General features: G+C 57.8%; 15 protein-coding genes. 10 read left to right on the plus strand and 5 right to left on the minus strand.

The features are described 5' to 3' along the window. The 3 genes from ACVWXW_RS06035 to ACVWXW_RS06045 form a co-directional block, all read right to left on the minus strand. The coding region (locus ACVWXW_RS06035; protein ID WP_414381514.1) for a helix-turn-helix domain-containing protein at positions 1-77 on the minus strand (77 nt) is incomplete at its 3' end. Positions 78-217: 140 nt separating this feature from the next. Then, positions 218-583, minus strand: coding sequence for a response regulator (locus tag ACVWXW_RS06040; protein ID WP_457403192.1), 366 nt, complete (start codon positions 581-583; stop codon positions 218-220). Positions 584-859: 276 nt separating this feature from the next. Further along, the gene (locus ACVWXW_RS06045) at positions 860-1,807 is read right to left on the minus strand and encodes an NAD(P)H-dependent glycerol-3-phosphate dehydrogenase (RefSeq protein WP_457403193.1); all 948 of its coding nucleotides are present in this window, start codon (positions 1,805-1,807) and stop codon (positions 860-862) included. Positions 1,808-1,949: 142 nt separating this feature from the next. Here ACVWXW_RS06045 and ACVWXW_RS06050 point away from each other — a divergent pair, with 142 nt between their 5' ends. Together ACVWXW_RS06050 and gcvH are read left to right on the plus strand one after the other, a co-directional pair. Then, entirely contained in the window at positions 1,950-2,855 is a 906-nt protein-coding gene (locus ACVWXW_RS06050; RefSeq protein ID WP_414331097.1) for an alpha/beta fold hydrolase, read from the plus strand. Between the two features lie 82 nt (positions 2,856-2,937). After that, positions 2,938-3,327 carry a glycine cleavage system protein GcvH gene (gene gcvH, locus ACVWXW_RS06055; RefSeq protein ID WP_011432013.1) on the plus strand — a complete coding sequence of 130 codons (390 nt, stop codon included), beginning with the start codon at positions 2,938-2,940 and terminating at the stop codon, positions 3,325-3,327. 21 nt (positions 3,328-3,348) lie between these two features. Here the strand turns inward: gcvH and ACVWXW_RS06060 are convergent, their stop codons facing one another. Continuing rightward, entirely contained in the window at positions 3,349-4,260 is a 912-nt protein-coding gene (locus ACVWXW_RS06060) for a diguanylate cyclase (RefSeq protein WP_457403194.1), read from the minus strand. 734 nt (positions 4,261-4,994) lie between these two features. On the opposite strand from ACVWXW_RS06060, the gene ACVWXW_RS06065 reads away from it, so the two are divergent. The 8 genes from ACVWXW_RS06065 to ACVWXW_RS06100 all read left to right on the plus strand — a co-directional run bounded on the left by ACVWXW_RS06065 (position 4,995) and on the right by ACVWXW_RS06100 (position 11,156). Further along, on the plus strand, positions 4,995-5,426 hold the full coding sequence (locus ACVWXW_RS06065) for a DUF3119 family protein (RefSeq protein ID WP_457385707.1): 432 nt from the start codon (positions 4,995-4,997) through the stop codon (positions 5,424-5,426). Beyond that, positions 5,423-6,223 carry a peptidoglycan editing factor PgeF gene (gene pgeF, locus ACVWXW_RS06070; RefSeq protein WP_457403196.1) on the plus strand — a complete coding sequence of 267 codons (801 nt, stop codon included), beginning with the start codon at positions 5,423-5,425 and terminating at the stop codon, positions 6,221-6,223. The genes ACVWXW_RS06065 and pgeF overlap by 4 nt, the downstream gene beginning before the upstream one ends. A gap of 103 nt (positions 6,224-6,326) precedes the next feature. Continuing rightward, on the plus strand, positions 6,327-6,668 hold the full coding sequence (locus tag ACVWXW_RS06075; RefSeq protein WP_414374986.1) for a hypothetical protein: 342 nt from the start codon (positions 6,327-6,329) through the stop codon (positions 6,666-6,668). A 140-nt stretch (positions 6,669-6,808) separates the two neighbouring features. Next, positions 6,809-7,147, plus strand: a complete 339-nt coding sequence (locus ACVWXW_RS06080) for a DUF6464 family protein (RefSeq protein WP_457403259.1) — start codon at positions 6,809-6,811, stop codon at positions 7,145-7,147. Further along, on the plus strand, positions 7,144-7,851 hold the full coding sequence (gene pyrF, locus ACVWXW_RS06085) for an orotidine-5'-phosphate decarboxylase (RefSeq protein WP_457403197.1): 708 nt from the start codon (positions 7,144-7,146) through the stop codon (positions 7,849-7,851). Before ACVWXW_RS06080 ends, pyrF begins: the two co-directional genes overlap by 4 nt. A 131-nt stretch (positions 7,852-7,982) precedes the next feature. Further along, positions 7,983-8,567 (plus strand): hypothetical protein, encoded by a 585-nt coding sequence (locus ACVWXW_RS06090; protein WP_414329542.1) that lies wholly within the window; start codon positions 7,983-7,985, stop codon positions 8,565-8,567. A gap of 200 nt (positions 8,568-8,767) precedes the next feature. Then, positions 8,768-9,889: a hypothetical protein gene (locus ACVWXW_RS06095; RefSeq protein ID WP_457388910.1), complete on the plus strand. Its 1,122-nt coding sequence runs from the start codon at positions 8,768-8,770 to the stop codon at positions 9,887-9,889. Positions 9,890-9,911: 22 nt separating this feature from the next. Then, complete coding sequence (locus tag ACVWXW_RS06100) at positions 9,912-11,156, plus strand: aminotransferase-like domain-containing protein (protein ID WP_457403198.1); 1,245 nt, start codon at positions 9,912-9,914, stop codon at positions 11,154-11,156. 248 nt (positions 11,157-11,404) lie between these two features. Here the strand turns inward: ACVWXW_RS06100 and ACVWXW_RS06105 are convergent, their stop codons facing one another. Then, positions 11,405-12,532, minus strand: a complete 1,128-nt coding sequence (locus ACVWXW_RS06105) for a TMEM43 family protein (protein WP_414401319.1) — start codon at positions 12,530-12,532, stop codon at positions 11,405-11,407. Between the last annotated feature and the right edge of the window lie 152 nt (positions 12,533-12,684).

Genomic DNA, 12,684 nt, shown 5'->3' on the forward strand with positions numbered 1-12,684 from the left:
CCAGCAAAGCGGCGCATCTGCCGTTCCTGCTGGCTGTTGGGCAGCAATTCGTACTTGAAGGCTTGAAGTCGTTGCACCGCTCAATCGTATTCTTGGCCTATGCGTGATGACAACGATATTCACATGGCCGACACTGCGTTTTTAAAGGGCGTCGGCTACGGTCGGCGCTATCCTTCCCCGCCCTGAAGGACGGGGCTTGCCGCGCCTTTTGGTCAACTCAAGACAATTGGGCAGCAACGGCTTTCAGCAGGCGTTTCTGGTCAACGGGCTTCGTCAGATAGGCATCGGAGCCAAAACATAGCCCCTGTTCAATCTCTTCGGGAGAGATTTTCGAGGAGAGAAAGAGGAAGGGGATGTGAGCTGTAGACTGATCCCATCTCAGGGCATCCAGCACCCCATAGCCGTTCAGCTTGGGCATCACCACATCGCACAACACCAAGTCGGGCATCAGGGTGCGCACCATCTGCAAGCCCTCTTCTCCATCGGTGGCCGCCACCGTGTCGTACCCCGCTCGTTGCAACACCTTCTGCAGATAGGTGCGAATAGAGGGTTCGTCTTCAATCACCAGGATGCGTTTGGACATAACTTTGTAAAAAATTAAACAAAGACCTGGCCCAACCTGTCGGGCCTACTGTCCGCCTTCCCGGAGCCAGAGAGATCCGAGTTGATGCAAGAACAAGTCGAAGAACTACAGCTGCAGCATAGGGAAACTCTGGAAAAAAAAACTCCGCCAAATCGCTCATTCTGGGATCTCCCTGCTCTGCAAAAATCCTGATAGAGTGCGGAACAACTTTCCTCATCCGCAGATTTGCGGTTATGCCAGAAACCCCCCTCCTCCTTTGGGAGAAGTGAAGGCAGCCTATTCCGAAGTCAGTTGACGTTCCATCAGGCGGGTGAGGGCGGCGGTGGGGGTGGTCTGCCCTTGCAACAACAGATGCACTTCCTGGGTGATGGGCACCTGAATGCCGTGCTGGGCAGCGATCTCGACCACGACGGGAGCGGTGTAAACCCCTTCGGCGGTGCCCTCGATCTCCGCCAAAATCTGCGACAAGGGTTGGCCCTGGCCTAGCCCGTAGCCCACTCGGTAGTTGCGGCTCAAGCGGCTGTGGCAGGTGGCCAGCAGATCCCCCAACCCCGACAGGCCATTGAAGGTTTCTGCCCGTGCCCCCAGCTTAGATCCCACCCGGATCATCTCTGCCAGGCCGCGGGTAACCAGAGCCGCACGAGCATTGGCCCCCAGTTGCAAGCCATCACACACGCCAACAGCGATGGCGATAACATTTTTCAGGGTGCCGCCTAGCTCCACTCCCAGCGGATCGCTGCTGGTATAGAGGCGGAACCGCTCCGAGGAAAGGGCATACTGCACCTGCACAGCGGCCCAGGGATCCCGGCTGGCCACCACTGCCGCTGCCGGCAAGCCTTGGCGGATCTCCGCCGAAAGATTAGGCCCCGAAAGCACCACCAGGGGCTGCTCCGGGAAGGTGGCCCCCCAAATTTGGGTAGGGGTCAGAAGCTGCAGTGGATCCAACCCTTTGGTGGCCGAGACCAAAATTGCCTGCGGTGGGATCCCCACCTGGCGCACTGCTTCCACCACAGGGCGTACCCCCGCCATAGAGACGGCTGAGATGAGGATTTGGGATCCCTGGAGCACTTCTGCCAAATCCAGGCCCTTGCGGCGATCCCAAACCCGCACCCGGTGCCCTTGCCCCTGAGCCAGCATCGCCAGGGTACTTCCCCAAGCCCCGGCTCCCAAAATGGCAACGCTTTGCGGGGATGTTGGGCTTTGGCCTTCTGCGCTAGTGTTCATCTAATCTGTTCACCCGCAGACTTTCTCTTAAGCTTTCTTCGTAGGATGCCTCTCAAAAAGCCTGCGCCGGCAAAGGGAAGACCGGCGACAAAGGTTAGTATGGGTGGATACCAAATCATGGGTTAGCTCGAGAGCAGACGACATGGCAGAAGCAGGGATCCCCCGCCTTCCTCCTGAGGTAGCTGCCAAAATGGGAACCTGGCAGCACGGGTATGCCCTTACCAATGGCATTCAACTGCACTACGTCACCCAAGGGGAAGGGGAGCTGGCGATCTTGTTGCACGGTTTCCCGGAGTTTTGGTACTCCTGGCGGCATCAGATTCCGGTGTTGGCGCAGCGGTTTCGCGTGGTGGCACCCGATATGCGCGGCTACAACGATTCCGACAAACCGGATCACGGCTATGACCTGGATACCCTTACTGAGGATATTCGCGGCTTGCTGAGCCACTTTGGGGCTCAGAGGGCGGTGGTCGTAGCCCACGATTGGGGGGGAGCCATTGCCTGGCACTGGGCGCAATTTTTTCCTGAGGAGATTCGCAAGCTGGCCGTCCTCAATTCTCCCCATCCGGCCTGCTTTCGCCGGGAATTCTTGAGCAACTTGGATCAACTGCGCCGCAGTTGGTACCTGTTCTTTTTTCAATTGCCTTGGCTGCCAGAGTGGGTGCTGCAGTGGGATTTGGGAGATTGGGTGCGCCGCATTTTCCAGGAAACCTCGGTGCGCAAAAGCGCCTTCACCCGCCACGACCTCAAGCTCTACCAAGAGGCCCTCTCCAAACCCAAGGTTCTCACCTCTGCCCTCAACTACTACCGCCAGCTTTTTAACCTGCCCACTTTGCAGAACCTGTTTTTGCAGCCCATGCGGCAAATCCTCGCCCCTACCCTGCTGATTTGGGGAGAAGAAGACTTTGCCCTCAGCCGCGAGCTAACTGAGGGGATGGATCCCTTTTTCCCCAACGGCCTGCGCAAGGAGTACATCCCCGAATGCGGCCATTGGGCGCAGCAGGAAGCTCCGCAAACGGTCAATCGGCTGCTGATGGAGTTTCTCTAGCGGGCCGGGCTTGGGATCCGCCCTTTACCATCTCCGAGAGTTCACCCTAGAATAATCCACTGAATTCTACGGGAGAACCGGCATGGCCCTGGAGTATCCATCCCATCTGCGCTACGTGGACACCCACGAGTACATCCATGTTGAGGATGATATTGCGGTGATTGGGATCACAGCTTATGCCGTCGATCAACTGGGGGATATCGTTTTCGTGGGCTTGCCCGAAGAAGGGACAGAGATTGAAAAAGGGGAAAGCTTTGGCTCGGTGGAATCGGTCAAGGCCGTTGAAGATCTCTATGCCCCTCTTTCTGGAGAGGTGGTGGCCGTGAATACAGCGGTGGTGGAGAGCCCCGAAAGCCTTGCCGACGATCCCTATGGCGATGGCTGGCTGATCAAGGTGCGCATTGCCAACCCCGAAGATCTCGAGGACACCATGAGTGCCGAAGCCTATGCCAGCTTGGTAGAGGGATCCTAAACTCCAGCAGTTGGCCCTGAACTACAGCAAAGTCTCTCGGTTACCCCCCTCAGCTTTGGCTTGGTAGAGGGCCTTGTCGGCAGCAGCCAGCAGACTTTGTGGGTCAGTTCCCTCTCCCAACTCCAGCAGAGAGGCGATGCCCACACTGCAGCTTAGGGAGATGGTCTCCGTCCCCGCCTGCACCAACAGGGTCTGGACAGCCTGCCGCAAGCGTTCTGCCAGCCCTAGGATCTGCGAGTTCGGGATCCCGCGCACCAGCAGGGCAAACTCATCGCCCCCCAAGCGGGCCACCAGATCGTCTTGGCGAACGTGAGCTTGCAATCGCCGCGCCACCTGGATCAAGGCTTGATCCCCAGCCCAGTGCCCCCAGCGGTCGTTGATTTGCTTAAACCCATCCAAATCCAGATAGAGCACGTGGAGGGGAATGCGATGGCGAAGGGCAAAGGGGATCTCCAGCTCCAGTTGCTCCAGGAAAAAACGTCGGTTATGCAAGCCGGTCAGCGGGTCGTGGAGGGCGGCAGTGGCCATTTGCAAAAAGAAGGCTTCTTCTGCCGCGTCGTAGTAGGCAAACTTGAGGGTGCTGGCCCCCACTTGAATGCGATCTCCATCCTTCAGGAGAACGCGGCTGACGCGCTCGCCGTTAACATATGTGCCGTTGAGGCTCTCCAGGTCGGTGAGAACATAACCCTCACTTTCTCTTTCCAGCCGACAGTGCTGCCGGGAGACGGCGTGATCCAAGAGCTGAATGTCCGCGCGGTGGCTGCGCCCCAAAACTCCACCCCTCGCCAAGGGAAACGTCATGCCCACATTGGCGCCGCTGAGCACCGTTAGAAAGGCCGCAGTTGCCTCAGGCTGGGGTCTGCGCTCGTAAAACTCCAAGGGGATCTGAGTGGTTGGCTCCTCTGGCAACTGAGAGAGAGGGTCGAGAGGCATGGAGAGGCCCAACGAATTGTGCGGGTTAGCAGTAAGCACTCGTTATATCCGTATTATGCCGGTTTTCCCAAGGGCGCATTTGGGTAGATGGGGGTCGTCTTGCCGGTTCTGATCTGTAAACTTGCGGAACTCTGGAGTTTATCGTATACCATCGCACGCGGTGAGGCCCTCAGTTGAGAGCTACGCGAGGATTCCATCCCGCCTGCGCGGTTGTATCGGCCAGCTGTGGGAAGAAGCTCAATGGCAAACCCCAATTTCCCCAGGATCCCAAGTATTTTTCGGGATAACTCAAAAAACGGGTTCGGTTTTCCCCTCGTTCCCTGATTTCGAGAAGAGCATGACTCTAGTCAATAATAAGCTCAACTATACTGAAAATAATGTATAATGTGTTCAGTACGGATTACTACCAGTTGATCTTTCTGTTTACTTTCGAGTCTGCCAACATGGTAGCCAAAGCAAAGCAGAAAATTGGTAGTAAGACGACACGGAAACTGCGCTTTGGGTATTCTACTCAAAGCTTTGCGGGATACCGCCATTCTGTTTGGACTCCGTCCCGCTAACGCGAATGGAAACAAACAGAATGCTATCGCTGCATAGTTGAACAGTGATGTTCAGCAGTGTTCAGCGTAAATGTATCAGGCTCTCTCCTCTATGTCCTACAGATCCTCTGACTTCTGAAGAGTTGCCGAGGCGGCCTAGAATGGGTCTGGGATCCCCGAGAGGAGAAATGGGGCATGATTAGACCCAATTCTGCCCATCTATTGACCCCGGATTTTCGCCTCAGCCTGTCGGTGTTGGCTTTGGCAGTGCCGCTGTTCTGGCTTTCGTTTTGGGCGGGGCTGGGGGTGGGCCTGTTTGGCCTATTTTTGGTGGTGCAGACCTCTCTGATCGGTCTGGCCTTTACCAGAACAGCGCTGCAGGTCTACAGCGGCTCCAGGCGCATCCGCGAGTTCCCCTACAGCGAGTGGCAGGATTGGCAAATTTTCTGGCCGCCGCTGCCGGTGTTGTTCTTTTTCCGAGAAACCAAAAGCATTCATTTTTTGCCGATGCTGTTTAACCCTGCCGAGCTAAAGATGTGTTTGGAAGAGCGGGTGGGCCATCTCCGCGCCCAACATCGGTCTCAAGGATCCCCGCCCACTGCTGGCCTGGGTAGCTCTCGCCAATGAGTGGCTCCGTCTTGTGGGTTTGGCAGCAGGCAGGGAGATGGCGCTGGCTGGAGTGTCAGCTTTTGGCGGAGTGGCCTCACGCTTTTGGCTCTCGCCAAGGTCATCCCCATCCCCCGTCTCAGTTGGCCGCCCGGCTGCAACTGCCCCCTGAACAGGCCGCGTGGGGCCATCAGGTGCATGGCTGCAACTGGGTTTGGGCAGATGGGATCACGGAAACCCTTGGACAGAAGGGAGAGCAGGACTGCTCTGTTGGTCAAGGGATCCCTACCCGCTCTCAGGCAGATGCGGTCATTGCCCGCCGCCAAGGAGATTCTGCCTGGGTCTGCACCGCTGACTGTGTGCCGATTTTGGTGGCCAGTCGAGAATGGGTGGCGGCCATTCACGCCGGGTGGAGAGGCACTGCTGCGGGGATCTTGTCCAAGGTGCTGCAGGAGTTTTTACAGGCGGGGATCCCTGCTGCTGGGATCCGCGTGGCCATCGGGCCCTCTATTTCGGGGTCAGTCTATCAGGTGTCAGAGGAGGTGGCGGAGCAGGTGCTGCAAAGCCTACCCCCAGGGCTGGATGCCCGCGCCGCTCTCTTGCCCGATCCTCTGCCTGGCAAGGTTCGCCTGGATCTGCGCTGGGTCAACGGTGCCCAAGCCCAAGCCCAAGGGATCCCCCCTGAACACATTGCCGTCAGCCCCCATTGCACCCTCAGCCAACCCCAAGATTTCTTTTCCTACCGCCGCGATGGATCCCTGAAGGATGAGCAGGGCCGTCATTGCGTGCAGTGGTCGGGAATCGGCCTGCGGTCGTAGGAAGACTTAGCCCGGCTCTGCCCAGAGGAACCGGAGGCAGTGGCTATAATTGCGCTCAAGATAGGGCTCTTAAAATAAACTAATCCTAGCCGGCGAGGATCCCATGTTTCGCAGCGTTACCTTTTGTGGATTGTCTTGGATGGCTTTGTCCCTGGCGCTTGCTTTGCCTGAAGGGGTTAATGCTCAAACCTCTCTAACCGGCATCAACCGTGACAGCGTACTGCAACTGAACCTTGGGTCGGGACGTAGCCTCCCTCGGGTACCTGTGGGCGGTTCGGGTTCTGAGGAGGGCCGGGATCCCGCTGCTCCCTCGGCGCAAATGTGGGCAGAGTGGCATATTCGCGCCAATGTCTGCACCGGAAACCTCTCCACAGAAGAGTTGGCAGAGCTGTTTCCATTGGTGAATCAAGCTCTAGTGGATGCCGTTTGCCGGGGAGGAAGTTAGAGATTGTCCGGGCTGGCGGTAAGGTGAAGAAGGAGCCTCTAGGTCGCTGCTGCATGGATTTTGAGAAACTTTTGGAGGAATGGGTTGCAGCCTTTGCCCAAGTGGCCGAAGAAAGTTTGGCCTCTTTGGAGACTGCCCTGATGGAGCTGGCAGAGCACTTGGCTGTGCCTTTACAGGAAACCCTTAGGCAGTGGGAAGCCCTCTGGAATCTGGAGGAGGAAGTGGAGCCTGAGCCAGAGCCTTTTGAGGAAACCTTCAACCCTTCTGTGGGCGAATCGTTCACCACCAGTCGTTTCTTCGTCAGCCCGATAGGATTTGGGGGTGTGGTTGTTTACACTTACGTGGCTTCGCCGCCAGAATACATCGGGGATCCCACCTGCCGCTACAATGCCCATTCTCCAGAGTTGCGCTGCGCCGTCAACCCCTGCGGCCCCTGTGAGGGCTGTCCCCACTATGAGCCCCGGAATGAGCCCCGATGAAGGGTGACCGCCTGATTGTTGCGCTGGATACCTCTTCTCAAGAGCAGGCTTTGAAGTGGGTGGACTCTTTGCCGCAGGTGCTGTGGTGGAAGGTGGGTCTGGAGTTGTTCACTGCTGCGGGTTTTCCCATTCTGCAGGCTCTCAAGGAAAGGGGCAAGCGCATTTTTCTGGATTTGAAGCTGCACGACATTCCCCACACGGTGGGGAGGGCTACGGCGGTGGCCGTCGGCTATGGAGTGGATCTGCTCACCGTCCATGCCGCCGGTGGCAGTGCTATGTTGCGCTCAGCCGTGGCAGCCGCCCAGGGCAGTTCTTGTCGACTATTGGCGGTTACCCTCTTAACCAGCCTCAGCCCCCCGCAGGTGCGACAGGAACTGGGCATCGAGATGGATCCCGCCGACTATGTGTTGCATTTGGCCCGGCTGGCTCAAGCTCAAGGCTTTACTGGACTGGTTTGCTCTCCTCAGGAGGTCTCGCGGTTGCGCCAAGCTTTGGGGCCGGAGGTTTTGCTGGTTACTCCTGGGATCCGTCTGGGCCAAGCCAAGGCGGGGGATGGAGAGGAGGATCAACAGCGCATCTGCACGCCCGACGAAGCTCTGCGGGCAGGAGCCGATTATCTGGTGGTGGGCCGCCCCATCACCGCTTCTCCCGATCCCGTGGCCGCCTTGCGGCGCTTCCAAGCCTCATGGGATGCTGCCGGGTGAGGGTGTGGGGAGATGCCCGATGTTATTGGGGTAGTTCTGTAATGCAACGACGCCGTAGGCTTGTGCAGTGGATCCCTGAAAAAAGGCCGACTGGATCCGGCAGGAGATGTTGGCTAGGAGTCGGTTTGTCGGTGGTTTTGGGCCTGGTCAGCACTCCTGGGCGCGTTAGGGGTGCGGAGCATTTCGTTCCGGCAAGAGGGGAAACTTGCCTGGCTGCTCCTCAGGTTTGGGCTGAGGCTCTAACGGAGCAGTTGCCTTTGTTTCTCAATCTGGCCTTGAGCCGCTCCCGCTCTGAGTTTCAGGTTGTGCTGGTGGGGAAGCCGGAGGTTGAAATGCTCTCTCCAAGGTCTCTGGCCCGCTTACGCCAACAGGAGCTGGCTCCGGTTTTGCCGGACACCGCAACTGCTGTTTCGCCAGAAGCTTTTCGGCTGTATTTCACCACGCTGGAGCGCCGCTTGGTCTTGCCCCAACACCCCCAAAAGGAGGGCAACTCCTTGGCCGGTCGGCGCAGCGAAACCCTGCAACTGGCCTACGAGGCTTATGTTCTGCGGGCTGCTCCTGGGGATCCCTGGCGGTTGGTGCGTCTGCAGGTAACCGGATCGGGGATCCCCATTCGCGATGTCACGAATGGACTCACTGCCCAGGCCATCCGCCGCTGGCAACAGTCGGGTTGCCCCTTGACGGGCGATCTAGAGTTGACTAGACCTTCTCTCTAGCGGCGCGGAGCGCTTTGCGTCAGCATGAGTGCGGGAGTATGTCACGCGGGGAGATTCTCTTTTGGAAGTAACGAAGGGGCACTTTTTCTCCCCAACCGGCCAAGAGTAGAGGGCGTTGGATGTTCTGCTGCCGGTCGAGGGCCCACCCCGTGTAGGGATAGTGTTCTGCACTGCTCATGCGAACAGGCTAGGGTTTACCCATGAAGTTTCCCCCCGCCACACCCCGCCCGGGCAAGCGGCTGCCCCGCGGCTCATTTCCCCGCCTGAGCTCCTCCAACAGGGACAACCATCGCCGTCGGCGTTTGGTTGGTTTTGGTTTCATGGGCCACTGGCTGCTATGGGGAGGGATGGGCCTTCTTTTGGGGCAGCGACTCCGCTCTTGGGGGCAACCGGCTCCTCTGCAGTGGTGGCGCGTTTTGCCGGTGAGCAGTTCTGAGGGATCCCTGACTTTTGTCCAACCGGAACTGCCTCTCTACCACTCGTTCGCGTCAGTGGTGCGGAGCGCTTTTGCCGACAGGCTACTGCCCTGGCTGGCTCAGGGAACCGGGATCTCGGCTGAAGGGATCCTGCACATCTTCTCAGCTATGGCCTGCTTGGCCATTCTGCTGTTGTGCTGGAGCTGGGGCAACTTCTGGAGTGCCGGTCTATGGGGACTCAGCCCCTGGGTGTTGACCCAAGGGTTGGAGCCGGGCAGCGAGATTTTGGGCAGCCTGGTTTTGCTTTGCAGTTGTGGTGTTGGGCCGGGATCCACCTTGCGCTGGTGGGGTCTGGCCTTAGCTTGTGCCCTGTCTTATAAGGTTTGGCCCTTGGCTCTGCTCTGGGCGGGGCTGTGGACGAGCCAGCAGTGGCCACGGCAACCGTTGCGTTCGCGTCAGCAGTGCGGGGCATCAGGACTGCTTTTGCTGCTGCTGGTGATGGGTTTTTCCTGGTTGGGACGGATTGATTGGCCAGCTACCTCTGCTGAGGTGATTCCCCATCCTCTCAGCTCCCAAGGTGGCTTGGCCGTTTTGGCTACTTTGATGCTGCCCTTGGGGTTGAGCTTGGTGCGGTTGGGCTGGCCCTGGGCAGAACGGCAGCAAGCCCTGCTCAGCTTGGCCGGTTTGGGCCATGTCCTCTGGATGGGGGCGCTGGCGACATGGTTTTGGGATCCCCAAGTGAACACCCTGCAGCAAAGTGCTCGCTGGGGTTTGGTGGTGCTCCCCTTCCTATGCCTGAGCGCCGGCGGCGTCTTGGCTGAGATCCCCTACCGGAGCTGGCGGCGGGTTTTGGGATCCCTACTCCTGGGCAGTTCTTTCTTGTTATCGTGGCAGGCATTGGCCTAAGGTATTCTTTCTCTTGCTTGCCATGACCCAGACCTCGTCCGCATCGGCACCGCGTAGCACTTCGCGGCCCTTGTTGCAAACCCTTTTTGCCCAACGGGCTCAGGCTGTGATCCCTTCTCCTTTCGGGGCGGAGATCCCAGGTGCAGCGCCGGTGGTTACCAGTTTTACCTTTGGGCTGGCGGATCCGCGCCTGTTTCCCAAGGCCGACTTGGCGCGGGCCACGGCGGAGGTGTTGGCGGAAGATGGGGACAATGCCCTCAATTACGGCGGCACGTTTGCCGGGCTGATCGACGTGGTGCTGCAGTTGATGCGGGATAGAGGGGTAGAGGCCCAGCCGGAAAACCTACTGATCGGCTATGGCTCTGGGCAGATCCTCGGCCTGTTGCCTCAGGTCTTCGTGGAGCCGGGGGATGTAGTCATTGTGGAAGGGCCCACCTTCATGGGGGCTGTCAGCCGTTTTGCGGCGGCAGGAGCGCGTCTGATCTCGATCCCGGTGGATGGGGAAGGCATGGTGGTGGATCGCCTGGAAGAGGTGCTGCGCGATCTGGCTCGCCAAGGGATCCGCCCCCGATTTGTCTATACCATTCCCACCTTCCAAAACCCCAAAGGCTGCACCCTCTCTGGGCCACGGCGGCAGAAATTGGTGCAGTTGGCAGCTGAGTACGGTGTGGTGGTGGTGGAGGACGAGGCCTACTACGACCTGCGCTTTGCCGGGGATCCCTTGCCCAGCTTGGCTGCGCTGGATCGGGAAGGCTGGGTTCTTCATGTGGGCACCTTCTCCAAGATTGTGGTGCCGGGGGTGCGGGTGGGTTGGGCCTGTGGTCACCCTGAGATCATCCGCCGCTTGGAGATGTTTCGCAGCGAGGGATCCCTGGGGCCCTTTTTGGGCCGGGTGGTGGCCCGCTATTGCGGGGAGGGCCGTCTGCAAAGCCACATTCAACTCCTCACCCGTCGCTACCGAGAAAAGTGCCAGGTGATGCTGGAGGCCATCGCTCAATATTTTCCGCCCGAAGTCAAGGTGGAGGCCCCTGGGGGTGGATTTTTCGTCTGGTGTGAGCTGCCCCCTTCCCTAAGAGCCAGCACCTTGTTGCAGGCTACCCGTGCCCTGGGGGTCACCTTCCTGCCGGGCACCCACTGCTTTGCCGATGGCCAAGGGGATCACGCCCTGCGCCTCGCCTTCAGCTACCAACCGGAAGAGCGCATCCTCAGCGGCATCCAGATCCTCGGAGAGCAACTGTACAAACTCATGGGCCAACGATCAATATAGGAAAAAGAATCTGCTAGGGCAGCCACAAAGCGGCTCTTAACCTTCGGGGATTAGTAGGTTGGTCGCTCCAAATTGCGTTGAAACCGTTTGCCTTGATCCCCAGCTCCTTTTGTCCTTCGGGAGAGAAGTTGGGGGTGAGGGGAAAGTAAGAGGAATCGAGACAAGCTATTTCGCTGCTCTTCGGAGCAGCCATATTTGAATGGATGCAGCAGCGCTGCAAGCTCTTTGCTGTGCCGGCAGAGGAACTCTTAAAAACCTGCCACTTGCCGTCTGGGACGTCGCCCCAGCACGTTGAGGATGAAAACTCCCGCCACACCCAAACAGAGGAGCAGCGCCACCGGATTATGCACTATCGATGAGACTAAAATAGTCGTCCCTGTTAAAACCAAGGCTATGAAAAAGGTGACCACTCTCGTCATAGATCGCCCCAGGCCGCTTAGAAAAGGAAAGATGCTGAGCATCGTATGAAGGGGGACGAAGAAAGAGTCGGCCCCGATCCACATCATCAAGAATCCCACAAAGCGCAGGATCCAAGTCAGGGCATTGTGTTCGGCAGCAAGACGCTCAATGGCTGCAAATCGATCGCTGGCAAATAGCCGATAAAATCGAATGCTGCGCGGCCCCAGGTAGCTCTCTAGGCTGTTAGGGGTGGCCAAACGACCAAAGACAGTTACTTGAGTTCCGCTGTACAAGGCAGTGTACGAAGTTCGCATATCGCCAATTTGTGGATTGGCCAGGGTTCCCCGCCCCTTGAAAACATAAGAGCCTTCCACCCTAGCTGGGATCCCCGGGATCAACGTTTGGGGCTCCAGAGGAACAGCGTAGGGAGTTTCGATCTGCAAATCTTGCATTCCAATTCGGTAATTCCCAATTTGAGCCTGGCTGACTCGAAAGAGTTGGCTGGAAAAAGCCATCGGTGGGTTGACGTGCTCACTGCTGCGATAAAACCGGCTTGAATCTTCGGGGTTTTCCGTCCAGACTTTGGTGTAAGTATAGATTGTCTCTCTGACTTCCGATCCGCCAAACTCCTCTTGAGTGCGAGTTTCTTTTTCCTCTTCCCAAGCATACATTTCCGCCTTGCGCCTGACGGCAATATACGGCCCTGGCCGCAGGAAGAGATTATCGCCCAAAAGCTCATTGCTGGTAATTGGGCCTGTGAGCGATACTAAGCTTCCAAGAGGCGCAGAGGGCGAGCCCAATGGACTGATTTCAATGGCCCCAGTTGCCACTTGGGCAAGGTTGACCCGCCCCTCATTCCAAAACAAAAGCCAGAACGATCCCAAAAATAAAATCAATCCAACAAACACTGATACAAAAGAACTGGCCAGCCGCGAGCCAAACCCAACCCGCTCTACCTGTCTATAACGCTCAGCCATAGCCCTGTCCCCAGCGATGACTTCAGTCTAGCACAGCCCCTTCTATTTATCCATGAAATCTAGCCGTTTTATAGAATTATAGAATTCAGAGCAAGTTTTTAACTTTTCCAAACTTATGTCTATTCCAGAAGTAGATTGCACCTCGTACAGGT

This window comes from Thermostichus sp. MS-CIW-30 (genome assembly GCF_054058015.1).

Excerpts from the sequence above, each read along its gene's own strand:
- ACVWXW_RS06040 (WP_457403192.1), bottom strand. The coding sequence starts at position 583 with ATGTCCAAACGCATCCTGGTGATTGAAGACGAACCCTCTATTCGCACC.
- ACVWXW_RS06045 (WP_457403193.1), bottom strand. The coding sequence starts at position 1,807 with ATGAACACTAGCGCAGAAGGCCAAAGCCCAACATCCCCGCAAAGCGTT.
- ACVWXW_RS06050 (WP_414331097.1), top strand. The coding sequence starts at position 1,950 with ATGGCAGAAGCAGGGATCCCCCGCCTTCCTCCTGAGGTAGCTGCCAAA.
- gcvH (WP_011432013.1), top strand. The coding sequence starts at position 2,938 with ATGGCCCTGGAGTATCCATCCCATCTGCGCTACGTGGACACCCACGAG.
- ACVWXW_RS06060 (WP_457403194.1), bottom strand. The coding sequence starts at position 4,260 with ATGCCTCTCGACCCTCTCTCTCAGTTGCCAGAGGAGCCAACCACTCAG.
- ACVWXW_RS06065 (WP_457385707.1), top strand. The coding sequence starts at position 4,995 with ATGATTAGACCCAATTCTGCCCATCTATTGACCCCGGATTTTCGCCTC.
- pgeF (WP_457403196.1), top strand. The coding sequence starts at position 5,423 with ATGAGTGGCTCCGTCTTGTGGGTTTGGCAGCAGGCAGGGAGATGGCGC.
- ACVWXW_RS06075 (WP_414374986.1), top strand. The coding sequence starts at position 6,327 with ATGTTTCGCAGCGTTACCTTTTGTGGATTGTCTTGGATGGCTTTGTCC.
- ACVWXW_RS06080 (WP_457403259.1), top strand. The coding sequence starts at position 6,809 with ATGGAGCTGGCAGAGCACTTGGCTGTGCCTTTACAGGAAACCCTTAGG.
- pyrF (WP_457403197.1), top strand. The coding sequence starts at position 7,144 with ATGAAGGGTGACCGCCTGATTGTTGCGCTGGATACCTCTTCTCAAGAG.
- ACVWXW_RS06095 (WP_457388910.1), top strand. The coding sequence starts at position 8,768 with ATGAAGTTTCCCCCCGCCACACCCCGCCCGGGCAAGCGGCTGCCCCGC.
- ACVWXW_RS06100 (WP_457403198.1), top strand. The coding sequence starts at position 9,912 with ATGACCCAGACCTCGTCCGCATCGGCACCGCGTAGCACTTCGCGGCCC.
- ACVWXW_RS06105 (WP_414401319.1), bottom strand. The coding sequence starts at position 12,532 with ATGGCTGAGCGTTATAGACAGGTAGAGCGGGTTGGGTTTGGCTCGCGG.